The following is a 16,426-nucleotide window of genomic DNA, read 5'->3' on the forward strand; positions in this document are numbered from 1 at the left end:
GCACTCCGTTTCCATGGTCTTCCGCCCAGTCATCCGGCGCGGAACGGCGCCCCCGACAGTCCGCGAATGCGCGACCGTCCGGTGCCTGATGGGTAAATGGTTAACGGATTTGCGGCGATCAAGAGGGGGGCGATTTCGGCATCACTCCGACGAAAATTGCACCAAAACCCGATCAGGAGCTGGTATGAAAGCGCGAATTTTCATGGATACTATCTACTCACCACCCATACCATGCCGGTTGTCACAACCAAAACAAGCGATATCAAAGAGCGGCTGTCATACGCGTTCGTAGCCATGGTCGCGGCGCGCGCCGGCTGTCAGGTTTTGACCCCGGCGGTGGATCGCAACGGCGTGGATTTGTGGATATCGCCGGTTGAAGGTTCTCTCACTGCAAGGATCCTGATCCAGCTGAAGGCGACAGTCCGCCTTGCAAGAATCGACGATGGACGTGCCTTGTCCTTTCCGTTGGACCGTCGCACCTATGATCTACTGCGTCGGCCGGCGACTTGCCCGGTGTTGCTGGTTGTTCTGGATCTGCCGAACGACCCGGATGATTGGCTTGAAGTGGATTCCGATGCGGCCATCATGCGCCGCGCCGCTTATTGGGTTGATATGCGGGGTGCGCCGGACGTTGGAACAAAGAGCGTCGCCGTTCGTATTTCGCCGGACAGCCTGTTCGATCATCATGCTATCCTTGATCTGCTGGAGCGGACCGACTTTGCCAGTCGGGGAGGTTCTTGAATGTCTACCGACATGATAACTGCAAAGATGCTCGACACGGCGGAGTCGCTGACCCCCGATGACGTCATCACCTATCTCAAGGGCAACGGTTGGGTGGATGCAGGTCCATATGGATCTCTGGCAAGACTGTATCGCCTACAAGTCGATGGACAGGTTTATGAAGCCGTTATCCCCAACACGCAGAATGTTGGGGATTTCAAATGGCGTATGGTCGATTTGTTCCACTCCATTGCCAAAGTCAAAGATAAGAAACTGCAGGACGCTTGCGCGGAACTGGACGAATATAGAAGAAAGAAGCATTTGGATCTGCATGAAATCATCAAAGAAGACGCAACAAGAGGATCATCTCAATCCTCAAGGGGTATGAAAGATGACAGAGCAGACGTTGCACTGGCTATAAAAGCATGCCTTGATTCTTTGGGAAGCGATGCCGCTCGCAGCGATCTAGACGACTTGGCTAAGTTTATAGAACTAGCTGCTTTGGCCGCGGAAGAAGCAGCGTTGTCAACCTCCAGGGGCGCCTCTCAGTTCAATGAACTGAAAGATTTTCTGAACCAAACATCCAATTTCCGAAAGCACTGACCCCCCATATTGACACACGATCCCCGCCGCCCCTTTCATAGCGCCACGGTATGGACGGCAGGGGTTCCGGCGGGATGGATGTGCGGCAGCTTCGCTATTTCCTGGGCATCGTCGAGCATGGCTCGATCTCCCGCGCGGCGGATTCCCTGCGGGTGGCGCAGCCGGCGCTCAGCCTGCATCTGAAGCGGCTGGAGGAGGATTTCGGCTGCCAGCTGGTGCTGCGCACGGCGCGCGGCGTGGTGCCGACGGAAAGCGGGCGGCGGCTGGCGCAGCGGGCGGCGGCGCTGATCGGCCAGATGGACGGGCTGCGCGACGAGGTGCGGGCGGTGGAGGCGGTGCCGGCAGGGCCGGCGACCGTCGGCATCCCGACCTCGCTGGGGCCGGTGCTGACCGTGCCGCTGGCGCTGGCGGTGCGGCGCACCCACCCGCAAATCCGCCTGCGGGTGGTCGAGGGGCTGTCCGGCCATATGCTGGAATGGGTGCTGTCGGGGCAGCTCGACCTCGCGCTGGTGTTCGGCACCAAGGAGATGGGCGGGCTGGAGACCCAACTGGTGGCGCGCGAGAAGCTGCATCTGGTCGGGCCGGCCGACGATCCGCTGCTGCGCGGCCGCAGCGCCATCCCCTTCGCCGAGGCGCTCTCCCTGCCACTGATCCTGCCCGGCCGGCCGCACGGCGTGCGCGAGGAGGTGGAGCATGCCGCCCTGCTGGCGCGGGCAAGCGTCACCGTGGCGCTGGAGATCGACGCGCTGGAGCAGATCAAGGCGCTGGTGGCGGAAGGCTGCGGCTATACCGTGCTGTCGGACCGGGTGGCGCGCCACGGCGTGGCGGCGGAGCGGCTGACCGGCCTGCCCATCGCCGATCCGCAGATCGACCGCAGCATCCTGCTGGCCCACGCCGCCGGCCGGCCGATGTCGGCCGCCGCCCGCGCCACCCACGCCATCCTGACGGACATCCTGTCAGGCCTGACGCAGGACGGCGGCTGGCGCTGAGGCCCGGATAAAGGGAGGGGAATAGGTCGGAGCGGCGTACCCCCCTGCTGGCGGCCGGCGCATCGCTGCGGACCATTTTTGCCGCAGGAATCTGCGGCCCATGGCCTTGCCCCCGCCACAGTGCGGCGATACCGTGCAGCCCACGCCGCAGCCGTTCCGTGGAACCATGCACGACATCGTCATCCAAGTCCTCGGCGTTGCCGGGCTTCTCGCCCTCGTCAGTTTCCTGCCGCCGCTCGCCGCCCGCTTCCAGGTGCCCTACACGGTGCTGCTGGCCGGCGTCGGCGTGGCGCTGGGGGCCGTGATCCAGACCTTCGCCGGGCCGGGCAAGGATCCGCTGCACGACTTCCTGAATTCGCTGGCCGAGTTGGACATCTCGTCCGACGTGCTTCTGCATGTCTTCCTGCCGATCCTGCTGTTCGAAACGGCGCTGGCGGTCGATGTGCGGCGGCTGTTCGAGGATCTGGGGCCGATCCTGCTGATGGCGGTGGTGGCGGTCTTCGTCTGCACCTTCGCCGTCGGCTATGCCGTCAACCTGTTCACCCCGCTGCCGCTGGTCGCCTGCCTGCTGCTGGGCGCCATCGTCGCCTCCACCGACCCGGCGGCGGTGATCGGCATCTTCCGCGACCTCGGCGCACCGAGACGGCTGACCACGCTGGTCGAGGGCGAGAGCCTGCTGAACGACGCCGCGGCCATCGCGCTCTTCACCCTGCTGCTGGAAATGCTGACGCGCACCTCCCACGGCGGGGCGGCGGCGGCGGCGGTGGATTTCCTGCGCGACTTCTCAGGCGGTGTCGTCACCGGCTATGTCTGCGGCCGCATCGTCTGCATGCTGGTGGAGCCGGTGCGCAACCAGCCGATGGCGGAGATCACGCTGACGGTGGCGCTGGCCTACCTGTCCTATGTGCTGGCCGACCATTATGTCGGCGCGTCGGGCGTGGTGGCGACGGTGACCTCGGCTCTGGTCATCGGGTCGGTCGGGCGCACCCGCATCTCCCCCGCCACCTGGGGCGCCATGGAGCATGTCTGGCAGCAGCTGGGCTTCTGGGCCAACTCCATGATCTTCCTGCTGACCGCCATCCTGGTGCCGCGCCTGATGGCCGACGCCGGCTGGGCGGAGGTCGGGCTGGTGATCGTCGTCGTGCTGGCGGCCTTCGCCGCGCGCGCGGTGGTGCTGTTCGGGCTGCTGCCAGTGCTGTCCTGGGCCGGTCTGGCGCAGAAGGTCAGCAATTCCTACAAGTCGGTGATGCTGTGGGGCGGCATGCGCGGGGCGGTGTCGCTGACGCTGGCCCTGGCGGTGACCGAGAATTTCCGGGTGCCCGACAAGCTCCAGAGCTTCATCGCGGTGATGGTGACCGGCTTCGTCTTCGTCACGCTGTTCGTCAACGGCACCACGCTGCGCTGGCTGATCCGCCTCTTGAAGCTTGACGAGCTGACGCCGGTGGAGCGCGCCATGCGCAACCGGGCGCTGGCGCTGTCCACCGACAGCATCCGCGACCGCGTCTCCGCCGTCGCCCAGACCTATGAGGTCGACGGCGCGGTCAAGGACGTGATGATCGCCCGCTACGAGGAGCGGCTGAAGAAGATCGACCGCGACAGCCAGGAAGAGGCCAAGCTGACCGACGAGGACCGCGTCACCATCGGCCTCGTCATCCTGGTGAACCGCGAGGAAGAACTCTATTACGCCCATTTCTCCGAAGGGGTGGTGTCGCGCGCGGTGATGGAGATGCTGGCCGGCCGCAGCGGGCGCCTGCTCGATGCGGTCAAGAGCCAGGGCCGCAACGGTTATCGCGCCTTCGAGGAGCCGTTCATCGCCTTCTCCCCCTGGATGCGGACCGCCAGCTGGCTGCAACGCCGCTTCGGCATCCACGGCCCGCTGGCGCGGCGCCTGTCGATGCGGTTCGAGGTGCTGGTCGCCGTGCGCACGGTGCTGCGCGAGCTGCTGGCCTTCACCCGCGACCGGCTGGCCCGCGTGCTGGGCCAGGAGGTGGCGTTCGTGCTGGAGGGCATGCTGGTCGGCCGGCTCGGCATCGTCGAGCAGGCGCTGTCGGCCCTGAAGCTGCAATATCCCGACTATGCCGTGGTGCTGCAAAGCCGCTATGTCGGCCGGGCCGCGCTGCGGCTGGAGCATGCCGAATACCGTGCCATGCACGCCGAATCGATCATCAGCCAGGAGGTGCTGACCGACCTGGAGCGCGATCTGGAACAGCGGCGCCGGGTGCTGGAACGGCTGCCGAAGCTGGATGTCCGCTTCGATGTGGCGGAGCTGGTGCGCCGGGTGCCGCTGTTCGCCGAACTGCCGGCGGAGCGGGTGGCGACCATCGCCACGCTGCTGCGCGCCCAGCTGGCGCTGCCGGGCGAGACCATCGTGCGCAGGGGCGACCGCGGCGACGCCATGTTCTTCATCGCGTCGGGAGCCGTCGAGGTGCTGGTGCCGATGCTGGCGGAGCCGGTGAAGCTCGGCACCGGCGACTTCTTCGGCGAGATGGCGCTCCTGTCCCGCCAGCGGCGCAATGCAGACGTGCGGGCGCTGGGCTATTGCCAATTGCTGGTGTTGGATGAGAAGGATTTCCGCCGGCTGGTGCAGAAGGACGCGGATTTGCAGTCCCACATCCAGGCGGTCGCCGAAGCGCGCCGCCAGCCGACCCAGTCGTCTCCGGCCGTTCCGGCGGTGAGCTGACCGGACGGGGAAGGATCTGAACAATGGGCGGGACCGCGACGGGCGGCCAGAGCTGGCTGCGCCTGATGCCGGGCCTTTTCGTGCTGCTGTGGAGCACCGGCTTCATCGGCGCGAAATACGGCCTGCCTTATGTGGAGCCGCTGACCTTCCTGCTGATCCGGCTGGGGCTGGTCGCCGTGGTGCTGGCGCTGGTGGCGCTGGCGAGCCGGGCGCCCTGGCCGAAGGACTGGGCGACCGCCGGGCGGATCGCGCTGGCCGGGCTGCTGGTGCATGGCGTCTATCTGAGCGGCGTCTTCCTCGCCATCGCCCATGGGCTGCCGGCCGGCGTCACCGCGCTGATCGTCGGCATCCAGCCGCTGCTGACCGCCGCCCTGTCCGGCCCGCTGCTGAGCGAACGGGTGAGCGGCCGGCAATGGGTCGGGCTGCTGTTGGGCCTTGCCGGCGTCGGGCTGGTGGTGCGCGAGAAGCTGTCGGTCGACGCCGAACATCTGATCGGCATCGGCTATGCCATGGCGGCGCTGGTCGGGATCACGCTCGGCACGCTGTACCAGAAGCGCCACGGCGGCGGCATGGATCTGCGCAGTGGTACCGCCATCCAGTATGCCGCCACCGCAGTCGTGCTGGCGGTGGTCGCCCCGCTGACCGAGACGATGCAGGTGCAGTGGACGGGCGAGTTCATCTTCGCCCTGCTGTGGCTCTGCTTCGTGCTGTCGGTCGGCGCCATCTTCCTGCTGTTCGCCCTGATCCGCCGCGGGGCGGCGGCCAAGGTCGCCAGCCTGTTCTACCTGACCCCGCCGGTGACGGCCCTGGTCGCCTGGATGCTGTTCGGCGAAAAGCTGGGCATCGCAGCATTGGCCGGCATGGCGGTGGCGGTCTGCGGCGTGGCGCTGGTGAACCGGAAGTGAGACAGGGGCGGCGGGAGACGGTGGGTCCTCAGCCCCACTTCATCTCGGCGGTCGCCACCTTGGCACCGATGTCGAGCGCGATGCCCATCCCGGCGACGGGATAGCGCCGCGTCATGGCGGCGATCAGCTCGGCGCTGGTCTTCGCCTTGGCAAGCTCCTCCTCGAAAGCCAGAAGATAGCCCCTGGTGTGGGCGATGGCTGCCGCCTCGGGCACCGCACCCGGTGAGGCATGGCCGGCGACCACCACCGCCGGCTTGCGGGCGGCCATGGCATCCAGCGCCTTCACCCAGGCGGCCCGCGCCTCCGCCGTCGGGGTGTCGGCGGTCCAGACATGCAGGCCGGAGAACACCAGCACCCCGCCGAAGACCGCCTGCAAGGACGGCACCCACAGGTAACGGCGGTTGGGCAGCCCCTGGGCATCGACGATCTCGACGGTCTGGCCGTCCAGCGTCAGGGACTCACCGTCGAACGGCTGCGGCATCACCACCTCGGCCAGCGTCTGCGGGCCGTTCTCCTTCAGCTTCGGCCCCCAGACCGCCAGCTTCTTCTCGACATTGCCCTTGATCGCCTCGACGGTGGCGCTGGCAGCGATGACGCGGGCATCGGGGAAGGCCGCCTTCACCGGACCCAGGCCGAAATAATAGTCGGGGTCGCTCTGGCTGACATAGATGGCGGTCAGCCGCTTGCCGGTCGTCTTTATGGCCGCCCTGATCTCATCCGCCAGCGCCCTGCCGTCGGACAGGGTGAAGCCGCCGTCGATCAGGATCGCCTCACTGTCGCCGGACAGCAGGACCGGAGACCGGAAGAAGCCGCCCTCCCCGGCGGGAAACGCCTGCCAGCGGAGCGGGCCAGCCGTCGGGGTTGCCGCGGCGGCAAGCGCGCCGGCCGGGGCCAGAAGGGTGGCGGCCCCCGCCAGCGTCAGGGCATGCGCAGCGGTGGCAAGGAGGTCCCTGCGTGTGATCATCGTCGATGTCCTAGGGTCGGGTGTTGGCAGTCAGCCGGCGCCGAGAATGGCGGCCAGCCGGCCGGGCTTGGAGAAGAGGATTTCGGAGTCGAGCTTGCGCCGGTGCGAGCCGTCGTCGAACAGCAGGGTCGGCACGCCGCTGGCGCGGTAGGCGGCCATCAGCTGGCGGCCGCGCTCCACCCGCGCGGCGTCGGCGACCGTCAACTCCCCCATCCCCTCGGCTGCCCCCTCGGCGAAAAGGGAAGCGGCAGCATCGAGGCCGAGAGAGGCCAGGATGTCGGCCAGCGTCGCCGCCGCGGTGATGTCGAGCCCGTCGGCATAGCGCGCCGACTGGATGGCGGCCAGCGCCGCGAACTCGCGGTCGGGCGCGGTCAGCGCGACCGCCGTCAGGGCCAGCGTTGCCGGACCGCTGTCGATCCGCTGGCTCCGGTCGCCCAGGACGCCAGTGCGGTAGCGCTCGCTGAAGACCTGCCCGGTCAGGGCGTGGATGCGCTGGTCGTAGGCCCAGGCATGGGCGGCGAAGCCGTCGTCCAGCGGCCGGGCGCCCGCGCCGGAAAACAGGCCGGTCGGCAGCAGTTCCAGCGCGAGATCCCCGACCTCCGACAGCGTCGCGATTGCCGGCGAAGCGCCGTAGCACCAGCCGCAGAGCGGGTCGAACAGATAGGTGACGGTCCTGGTCCGGCTCATGAACAGCATCCGTGGCTGGCGGTTGGGCGATGGCGATGACCTTACCCGCAGCCGATTGTGCTGGGTAGCCGGCACAAAACCGACATATCGTATGCCATCGGCAAACAATCGTCAGGCGCCCGATGAGCGACCCCAGGCATCTGAACCGCATCGCCTATTTCGCCGCGGTGGTGGAGACCGGGTCCTTCACCGCGGCGGCGGCGCGGCTGGGCATCACCAAGGCGGTGGTCAGCCAGCAGGTGGCGAAGCTGGAGGAAGAGGTCGGCGCCAGCCTGCTGGTCCGCACCACCCGCAAGGTGCGGCCGACCGAGGCCGGCATGGCCTTCCACCGCCGCTGCGTCGTGATCCTACGCGAGGCCGAGGATGCCTTCGGCGAGCTGGCGGAGACCGCGGCGGTGCCCTCCGGTCTGCTGCGGCTGACCGCCCCCTTCGATTACGGGGTCGCGGTCGTCGTGCCGGCCATCGCCGCCTTCGTCGCCGCCCACCCTGCCTGCAAGGCCGACATGGCCCTGTCCGACCAGTCGCTCGACCTCGTCGGCGGGACCTTCGATCTCGCCATCCGCGTCGGCTGGCTGGCCGACACCAGCCTCCAGGCCCGCCAGTTCGGCAGCTTTCGCCAGCTTCTGGTCGGCACCCCGGCCCTGGCCGCCCGGATGGGCGAGGGAGGTGACAACGAGGCCGGGCCGGACGACATCGCCGCCCTGCCCTTCGTCGCCAACACGGTGCTGCGCAACCCGCTGAGCTGGCAGTTCACCGCCGCGACCGGCGAGGTGCGCACGGTGTCGCCGCGGGCATCCATCGCGCTGGACGCCACCTTCGCCGTGCGCGAGGCCGTGCGCGAGGGAGCCGGGCTGTCGGTCCTGCCGGATTACTGCGTGGCCGACGATCTGGCGTCGGGCCGCCTCGTCCGCCTCCTGCCGGGCTGGAGCCTGCCGCCGGGAGGCATCCATGCCGTCTTTCCCGCCGCCCGCTTCCGCCCGACCAAGGTGCGGGCCTTCGTCGATCTGCTGACCGAGCGCGAGCGGCGGCGGATGGCCGGGTAAGAGGGTGGAGTGAGCGGGCGGGAGACCGGGGAGTCCACAGCGCCGGATCCTGCTGCGGCGAAATTTCGCTGGATCGTCCGCCCGGTCAGCAATCTAATATGCCTGACAAATCAACAGATCCCTCGGGAGGGACGCGGATGGCGGACGGGATGGCAGGCGTGCTCGACTTCGGCAGCTTCGATTACATCATCGCCGGGGGCGGCACGGCCGGCTGCGTGCTGGCCAACCGGCTGTCGGCCGATCCCGACGTCTCGGTCCTGCTGCTGGAGGCCGGCGGCAAGGACAGCTGGATCTGGCTGCACATCCCCGCCGGCTACCTGTTCTGCATCGGCAACCCGCGCACCGACTGGTGTTTCAAGACGGAGGCCGAGCCGGGGCTGAACGGCCGCAGCATCCACTACGCCCGCGGCAAGGTGCTGGGCGGCTGCTCGTCGATCAACGGCATGATCGCCATGCGCGGGCAGGCGCGCGACTACGACGAATGGGCCGCCCTCACCGGCGACAGCCGCTGGAGCTGGAAAGAGGTTCTGCCGGTCTTCAAGGGCAGCGAGGATTACTGGCGCGGCGCCGACGAGATGCATGGCAGCGGCGGCGAATGGCGGGTGGAGCGGCAGCGGCTGCGCTGGGACCTGCTCGACCGCTTCGCCGAGGCGGCCCGGCAGGTCGGCATTCCCCGCAACGACGATTTCAACCGCGGCGACAATCTGGGCGTCGGCAGCTTCGAGGTGAACCAGAAGGGCGGCATCCGCTGGAGCGCCGCCAAGGCCTTCCTGCGCCCCGCCCTCGACCGCCCGAACCTGAAGCTGGTCATCGATGCGGCCATCGACCGGGTGGAGATCGCCGACGGCCGCGCCACCGGCATCCGCTTCACCGTGAAGGGCGAGCCGGCGCGGGCGGTCTCGAAGATCGAGACGGTGCTGGCCGCCGGGTCGATCGGCAGCCCGGCGATCCTCCAGCGCTCCGGCATCGGCCCGGCGGCGCATCTGAAGTCGCTCGGCATTCCGGTGGTGCTGGATGCGCCGGACGTCGGCGCCAATTTGCAGGACCATCTGCAACTGCGCATGATCTACAAGGTCGACGGCATCGTGACGCTGAACAAGCGGGCCGGCAACCTGTTCGGCAAGGCGATGATGGGGCTGGAATATGCGCTGTTCCGCAAGGGGCCGCTGACCATGGCGCCCAGCCAGCTCGGCGTCTTCGCCAAATCGTCGCCGGAGGTCGGGAGCGCCGACCTGGAATATCATGTGCAGCCGCTGTCGCTGGAGAAGTTCGGCGATCCGCTGCACGGTTTCCCCGCCTTCACCGCCAGCGTCTGCGACCTGCGCCCGGCGTCGCGCGGCTGGACCCGCATCACCACGGCCGATCACCGTGCCAACCCGGCCATCGCCCCCTGCTACCTGTCCGATCCGGCCGACCGGGCGAAGGCGGCCAAGGCGCTGGCGCTGACCCGGCGCATCGTCTCGCAGCCGGCGCTGGCCCCCTACCACCCGCAGGAATACAAGCCCGGCCCCAGCTTCCAGACCGAGGAGGAGCTGGCGCAGGCCGCCGGCGACATCGGCACCACCATCTTCCACCCCGTCGGCACCTGCCGGATGGGCGGAAAGGACGATGCCACCGCCGTCACCGATGCGGAGATGCGGGTGCGCGGCGTGCGCGGCCTCCGGGTGATCGACGCCTCGGTCATGCCGACGCTGACCTCCGGCAACACCAACACGCCGACGGTGATGATCGCCGAGCGCGGTGCCGCCCTGATGCGGGACGACCGCCGCGCCTCCCTGCGGGGGTAACCCCGTCCGGACGCGCCGATCCCGCGCAAAAATTTCGCTGACTCGACCAACAATCCGCAACAGGATTTTCCGAACACCCCCGATCCCCGGCCAACCCGCAAAATCATTTGCCTGCGAAAGGCGCAGACTTGTCCCCAGAAAAGAAATCCGAGGGGACGAGAGATGGACGGCATGCCGAAAGGCCTGCGGGCGGAACAGGCGGAGATCGACCGGAGCTATCGCCTGGACGACCGCTATGGCCGGGCCGAGGGCCAGGTCTATCTGTCCGGCACCCAGGCGCTGGTCCGTCTGCTGCTGCTCCAGGCGGAAAGCGACCGGCGGGCCGGGCTGAACACCGCCGGCTTCGTCAGCGGCTATCGCGGCTCGCCGCTGGGCGGGCTGGATCAGGCGCTGTGGCAGGCGCGCAAACATCTTGATGCCAACGCCATCACCTTCGTCCCCGGCGTGAACGAGGATTTGGGCGCCACCGCCGTCATGGGCACCCAGCAGGTCGAATCCTCCGGCGAGGCCACCGTCGATGGCGTGTTCGGGATGTGGTACGGCAAGGGGCCGGGGGTGGACCGCTCCGGCGACGTGCTGAAGCATGCCAACGCTTATGGCAGTTCGCCGCGCGGCGGGGTGCTGGCTGTGGCCGGCGACGACCATGGCTGCGTGTCCTCCAGCATGCCGCACCAGAGCGACCTTGCGATGATCGCGTGGTCGATGCCGGTGCTGAACCCGTCGGGCGTGCGCGAGTATCTCGACTTCGGCCTCTACGGCTATGCCCTGTCGCGGTTTTCCGGTGCCTGGGTCGGCTTCAAGGCGATCTCGGAATCGGTCGAAAGCTCCGCCACCGTCCGGCTGCCGTCGCTGGAGCGCGGCTTCCTGCCGGTGGCGTTCGATCCGCCGCCGGGGGGCTTGCATTACCGCTGGCCCGACCTGCCCAGCCTCGCCATTGAGGAGCGGCTGGCCGCCAAGGTCGCGGCGGTGAAGGCCTTCGCCCGCGTCAACCGCATCGACCGCAGCGTACTAGGGAGTGGCGGCTGGCTGCGCATCGTCACCACCGGCAAGGCGCATCTCGACCTGATGGAGGCGTTGCGCCTGCTGGGCATCGGCCCGGCGGAGGCCGCGGAGATCGGGCTGTCGGTCCACAAGATCGGCCTGTCCTGGCCGCTGGAGCCCGACTTCGCGCTGACCGCCGCGCGGGGGGCGGAGGAAATCTTGGTGGTCGAGGAAAAGGCCCCCGTCGTCGAAAGCCAGCTGAAGGACCTGCTGTTCCACCTGCCGGCCGGCGAGCGCCCGCGCGCCGTCGTCGGCAAGACCGACGAGTTCGGCGCGCATCTCCTGCCCGCCACCGGCGAACTGCGCCCCTGGATCGTCGCCAAGGCGCTGGTGGAGCGCATCCGCCACCGCTTCCCGGACCGTGATTTCTCCGCCCGGCTGGCGGATCTGCTGCCGGGCGAGGCGCCCGCCGCTCCTGCCCTGCCGCGCACGCCCTATTTCTGCTCCGGCTGTCCGCACAACAGCTCGACCAAGGTGCCGGAGGGCAGCAAGGCGATGGCCGGCATCGGCTGCCATTTCATGGCGTCGTGGATGGACCGTGACACGGTCGGCCTCAGCCAGATGGGCGGCGAGGGGGTCAGCTGGATCGGACAGGCGCCGTTCAGCAAGCGCCCGCACATCTTCCAGAATCTGGGCGAGGGCACCTATTTCCATTCCGGCCTGCTGGCGATCCGGCAGGCGGTGGCCGCCAAGATCAACATCACCTACAAGATCCTGTTCAACGACGCCGTCGCCATGACCGGCGGCCAGCCGGTGGACGGCCCGATCTCCGTCGATGCCATCACCCGCCAGCTGGCGGCGGAGGGCATCACCCGCATCGCCGTGGTCAGCGACGCGCCGGAGAAGTACGACAGCCGCAGCGGCCTTGCGCCCTTCACCACCGTGCATCACCGCGAGGAGCTGGACGCCGTTCAGCGCGAGATGCGCGAGATTCCCGGCGTCACCGCCATCGTCTATGAGCAGACCTGTGCCGCCGAGAAGCGCCGCCGGCGCAAGCGCGGCACCATGGCCGACCCGGCGCGCCGGATGGTGATCAACGATCTGGTCTGCGAAGGCTGCGGCGATTGCGGCAAGAAGTCGAACTGCCTGTCGGTGCAGCCCAAGCAGACCGAATTCGGCGTGAAGCGGCAGATCGACCAGTCCAGCTGCAACAAGGATTATTCCTGCGCCGATGGCTTCTGCCCCAGCTTCGTCTCGGTGGTTGGCGGCACCTTGCGCAAGCCGAACCCCGACAGCGTCGCCGCCCGCTTCGCCGACGATCTGGCAGCGCTGCCGCTGCCGCATTTTTCCAGCACGGACGACCCAGCAGAAATCCTCATCGTCGGCGTCGGCGGCACCGGCGTCGTCACCATCGGTGCGGTGCTGGCGATGGCGGCGCATCTGGAGGGCAAGGCGTCCTCGGTGCTCGACTTCATGGGCTTCGCGCAGAAGGGCGGTGCCGTCTACAGCTACCTGCGGGTGGCGGGCGACGCGGCACGGCTGAATCAGGCGCGGATCGACCCGAAGCAGGCACAGCTGGTGCTGGCCTGCGACACGGTGGTCGCGGCCTCGCCGGACGCGCTGAAGACGGTGCGGCTCGGCCGCACGCGGGTGGTGGCGAACGCCCATGTCGCCCCCACCGGCGCCTTCACCCGTGACGGCAGCAAACTGCCCGATGGCGGATCGCTGCTGCGGTCCCTGCGCCGCGCCGCCGGACCCGAGCGGGTGGAGGTGGTGGACGCCAACCGGGTGGTCACCGCGCTGTTCGGCGACAGCATCCTCGCCAACGTCTTCCTGATGGGCGTCGCCTTCCAGAAGGGCCTGCTGCCGGTCGGGCTGGAGGCGCTGACCCGCGCCATCGAGCTGAACGGCACCGGCGTGCCCGCCAATTTGCGCGCCTTCGCCTTCGGCCGCCTCGCCGCACACCGGCCGGAGCTGCTGGCGACGCTGGGTGCGGAGGATGAGGCGCCGGCCACCGATCTGGCCAGCATCGTGGAGCGGCGGGCGGCGTTCCTCACCGACTATCAGGACCGCGCCTATGCCGACCGTTATCGCGCGCTGGTGGAGCGGGCGCGGCAGGCGGAGGCCCGCGTCGCCCCCGGATCGACCGCGCTGGCCGAAGCGGTGGCGCGCAGCGCCTTCAAACTGATGGCCTACAAGGATGAGTATGAGGTCGCCCGCCTGCACAGCGATCCGGCCTTTGCCAAAAGCCTGAAGGACCGTTTCGACGGCAACTGGAAGCCGGTCTTCCACCTCGCCCCGCCACTGCTGTCACGCGACACCAACGGCTATGGCGAGCCGCGCAAGATGGCGCTCGGCGCCTGGATCCTGCCGGTGTTCCGCGGGCTGGCGGCTTGCAAACGGCTGCGCGGCACGGCGCTCGACCCGTTCGGTTACACGGCGGAGCGGAAGATGGAACGCGCCCTGGTCGCCCGCTACGAGGCGACGGTGGCGGAGATCGCCGAGCGGCTGACGGCCGACCGGCTCGCCACCGCGGTTGAACTGGCGGCCTTGCCGCAGGAGATCCGCGGCTTCGGCCCGGTCAAGCACCGCGCGCTGGAGGCGGTCGAGCCGCGCTGGCAGGCGCTGGAGCAGCGGCTGCGGGAGCGGACGGCGCAGGCGGCGTGAGGACGCCTTACTTTTCGAGGAAATGCAGGAAGGAGAAGGCTTCGAAGTCGAAGCGGATCAGGGCCGGCGCTCCGCCGCTGCGCAGCAGATGGTCGTAGGTGCAGTAGGGGGCCGCCTGATCCAGCCCCCAGAAGGCCCGGCCCTCGTCGAAATGCCGGCCGATATAGCCGACGACGAGGTCGAGATAGCGCTGCGCCGCCGGTGTGCGGTTGAAGGCGAGGAACCCGGCGAGGAAATCGCGGGTCGGCCCGCGGCCGCGCCGGTCCTGCATCACCGCGACGTCCCAGGACGGCCACGCCGCCATGGCGAGGCCGGGATCGGCGAGCAGCAGCGCATCGACATCGATCTGGATCACCGGCCCGGCCCCCGCCCGCAAAAGCTGCTGCGTCACCGCGAAACGGGCGGAGGCGTAATAGGTCAGCCGCACCGGCTCCGGCAGGGCGCTGAGATCGACGGTCTCGAAGGAGACGGACAGCGGCAGGCCGCCGCACTGCTTCGCCCGCGCCAGCCGCATCAGCTCCGCCTCGATGTCGGCCGGCGGGTTGACGACATGGACATGCAGGGCGCAGGACGCGGCCTTGCCTTGCCATGTCTCAAGGAAGCCGGCGCCGAAGCGGCGCCAATAGTCGCCGTCGCAGCCGACCAGCAGGATCGGCCGGTCATTGGACTTCGCGGCCACCGGCATGCGGCGGGCGGCGCGGGCGAAGCAGTGCGGCGGCTCGGCGGCCAGCGCTTCGAAGAAGGCCGACCCGCCGCGCACCATCGACCACAGCAGCATCTCGAAATCGGCGGCGATCTCCTCCGCCGTCCAATGGCGGGCGAACTTGCGGAAATAGCGCTCCGCAAGGGCGAGCCGCTGCCGCCGGTAGAGGGCGTAGCAGACCACCGACAGGGCGACGCTGTCGCGCGGCTCCGCCATCAGCCGGCGACGGGCGGCGGCGGCGGCCCGCTCCAGCGTTGCGTCGTCCATCACGCCGGTCTGAACCGCGACGACCGCCGTCCCGAACAGGTTCCGGCATGCATCGCCATGGCCGCCGTCGGCAGCATGGCCGAAGGCGGCGATGGCCTCGGCCAGGGCAACCCGGTCGACCAGCCGGCCGGCATCGGCAAGCGCGACGCCCATCACCCGGCTCGCCGCCAGCCGGCACAGCCCCAGCCGGTACAGGCAGTCGGGCCGGCCGGGCTGGAGCGCGTCCAGCCGCCGGTACTGCGCCTCGGCCTCCGCGGTGCGATCCTGGGCATAGAGACAGTCGCCGAGCCGCAGCAGGTAGCCGTCATTGTCCGGCGCCAGCCGCAGGGCCCGGCCCAGCGCTTCCGCCGCGCCGCCGCTATCGCCAAGGTCGGTCAAGGCGCCGGCGAGGTTGCCGAACGGCTTGACCCAGGCGGGGTCGAGCGCCATCGCCGCCCGATGCTGGCCGGCCGCCCGGGCCGCCTGCGTCGTTGCCCGCAGCGCCGATCCCAGATTGTCGCGGTAGGCGGCGCACAGGGGATCCCGGTCAATCGCCTCGCCGATCAGCCGCACCGCATCGGCATGCTCGCGCGACTGGTGATGCAGCACGCCCAGCAGATGCCACGCATCGGCCACCTCGGGCGCCGCCTGGATGATCTTCCGGTAGATGTCCGCCGCCTCGGCCAGCCGGTTGCCCTGGTGGAGGCCGACGGCGATGCGCAAGGCTTCGGATACGGTGGTCATCGCGGGCGTGCTCCTAAAGTCCTCCCAGATCCTGCGCTTCCAGGATCGTCTCCGGCAGGGTCAGGGTCAGGCCGTCGAAGGGGGCCAGCAGGGCGCGGATGTTGGAGCCGACGCCGCAGACCCGGTATTCCAGCCGAACCGCCTCGATCCGTTCCGGCAGCATCCGCTTGTGGTCGGTGATCAGTTGCCAGGCCAGCACGCAGCTGTTCACCGCGTCCTGGGCGGTGGCGTAGTCGTAGTCGCCGTAGCGGTTGCGGCGGGCGCCGTCGGCGACCTTCACCTTCATGTCGGGAAACTCGCGCCGGGTCGTCACCGTCAGCGTTTCCATGGTGTAGAGCGGCACCGGGAAGACGCGCGGCGGCTGGACCAGGGCGCCGAACAGGCTGTCCGGCAGGGTCTGCACGTCGACGGTCAGGCGGTTCTCCCCGGCCAGCGACGTCGGGTTGCCCAGCGCCACGTTGTAGGTCTTGTAGACCGCGCCGGTGTCGCGCATGCGGGCGGCGACGATGGGGAAGTCGCGGCTTTCCGGCAGGGTCACCGGCAGCGCCGCCGGCTGGATGCGGCGCCAGGGGGTGGCCGACTGGGTCAGGTTGTCGCGGACCCAGCCGGCGCAGCCGGAGGTCAACAGCGTGGCCGCCGCCAGCGCCGCCCACAGCGCGGCGCGCCCTGCGGTCCGGGGCATGAGGGTCGCGGCAATCCGCATCACG

Annotated in this window: 12 protein-coding genes; 8 read left to right on the forward strand and 4 right to left on the reverse strand. The window is 68.9% G+C overall.

All coding sequences use genetic code 11. The features are described from left to right. Positions 1-96 precede the first annotated feature (96 nt). The 5 genes from ABNQ38_RS11660 to ABNQ38_RS11680 all read left to right on the forward strand — a co-directional run bounded on the left by ABNQ38_RS11660 (position 97) and on the right by ABNQ38_RS11680 (position 5,897). The gene (locus ABNQ38_RS11660) at positions 97-741 is read left to right on the forward strand and encodes a DUF4365 domain-containing protein (protein WP_377806997.1); all 645 of its coding nucleotides are present in this window, start codon (positions 97-99) and stop codon (positions 739-741) included. After that, positions 742-1,323, forward strand: a complete 582-nt coding sequence (locus ABNQ38_RS11665) for a hypothetical protein (RefSeq protein ID WP_377806998.1) — start codon at positions 742-744, stop codon at positions 1,321-1,323. Positions 1,324-1,397: 74 nt separating this feature from the next. Continuing rightward, positions 1,398-2,312 carry a LysR substrate-binding domain-containing protein gene (locus ABNQ38_RS11670; RefSeq protein WP_377806999.1) on the forward strand — a complete coding sequence of 305 codons (915 nt, stop codon included), beginning with the start codon at positions 1,398-1,400 and terminating at the stop codon, positions 2,310-2,312. A gap of 100 nt (positions 2,313-2,412) precedes the next feature. Continuing rightward, the gene (locus ABNQ38_RS11675; RefSeq protein WP_377807000.1) at positions 2,413-4,992 is read left to right on the forward strand and encodes a cation:proton antiporter; all 2,580 of its coding nucleotides are present in this window, start codon (positions 2,413-2,415) and stop codon (positions 4,990-4,992) included. A 23-nt stretch (positions 4,993-5,015) separates the two neighbouring features. Next, the gene (locus ABNQ38_RS11680) at positions 5,016-5,897 is read left to right on the forward strand and encodes a DMT family transporter (RefSeq protein ID WP_377807001.1); all 882 of its coding nucleotides are present in this window, start codon (positions 5,016-5,018) and stop codon (positions 5,895-5,897) included. Positions 5,898-5,925: 28 nt separating this feature from the next. Here the strand turns inward: ABNQ38_RS11680 and ABNQ38_RS11685 are convergent, their stop codons facing one another. Together ABNQ38_RS11685 and ABNQ38_RS11690 are read right to left on the reverse strand one after the other, a co-directional pair. Next, positions 5,926-6,861, reverse strand: a complete 936-nt coding sequence (locus tag ABNQ38_RS11685) for an MBL fold metallo-hydrolase (protein WP_377807002.1) — start codon at positions 6,859-6,861, stop codon at positions 5,926-5,928. A 30-nt stretch (positions 6,862-6,891) separates the two neighbouring features. Next, entirely contained in the window at positions 6,892-7,548 is a 657-nt protein-coding gene (locus ABNQ38_RS11690; RefSeq protein WP_377807003.1) for a DsbA family protein, read from the reverse strand. 122 nt (positions 7,549-7,670) lie between these two features. Between ABNQ38_RS11690 and ABNQ38_RS11695 the strand changes: the two genes are divergently transcribed. The 3 genes from ABNQ38_RS11695 to ABNQ38_RS11705 all read left to right on the forward strand — a co-directional run bounded on the left by ABNQ38_RS11695 (position 7,671) and on the right by ABNQ38_RS11705 (position 14,026). Continuing rightward, positions 7,671-8,591 (forward strand): LysR family transcriptional regulator, encoded by a 921-nt coding sequence (locus tag ABNQ38_RS11695; RefSeq protein WP_377807004.1) that lies wholly within the window; start codon positions 7,671-7,673, stop codon positions 8,589-8,591. 149 nt (positions 8,592-8,740) lie between these two features. Continuing rightward, positions 8,741-10,378 carry a GMC family oxidoreductase gene (locus ABNQ38_RS11700; protein ID WP_377807418.1) on the forward strand — a complete coding sequence of 546 codons (1,638 nt, stop codon included), beginning with the start codon at positions 8,741-8,743 and terminating at the stop codon, positions 10,376-10,378. A 171-nt stretch (positions 10,379-10,549) separates the two neighbouring features. After that, complete coding sequence (locus ABNQ38_RS11705; RefSeq protein WP_377807005.1) at positions 10,550-14,026, forward strand: indolepyruvate ferredoxin oxidoreductase family protein; 3,477 nt, start codon at positions 10,550-10,552, stop codon at positions 14,024-14,026. A 7-nt stretch (positions 14,027-14,033) separates the two neighbouring features. Here the strand turns inward: ABNQ38_RS11705 and ABNQ38_RS11710 are convergent, their stop codons facing one another. Together ABNQ38_RS11710 and bcsN are read right to left on the reverse strand one after the other, a co-directional pair. Continuing rightward, the gene (locus ABNQ38_RS11710; RefSeq protein ID WP_377807006.1) at positions 14,034-15,719 is read right to left on the reverse strand and encodes a tetratricopeptide repeat protein; all 1,686 of its coding nucleotides are present in this window, start codon (positions 15,717-15,719) and stop codon (positions 14,034-14,036) included. 13 nt (positions 15,720-15,732) lie between these two features. Beyond that, a complete protein-coding gene (bcsN, locus tag ABNQ38_RS11715) occupies positions 15,733-16,401 on the reverse strand; it encodes a cellulose biosynthesis protein BcsN (protein WP_377807007.1) in 669 nt (222 codons plus the stop codon). Positions 16,402-16,426: the final 25 nt, after the last annotated feature.

Source organism: Azospirillum sp. A29 (genome assembly GCF_042604625.1).
GTDB classification, from domain to species: Bacteria; Pseudomonadota; Alphaproteobacteria; order Azospirillales; family Azospirillaceae; genus Azospirillum; species Azospirillum palustre.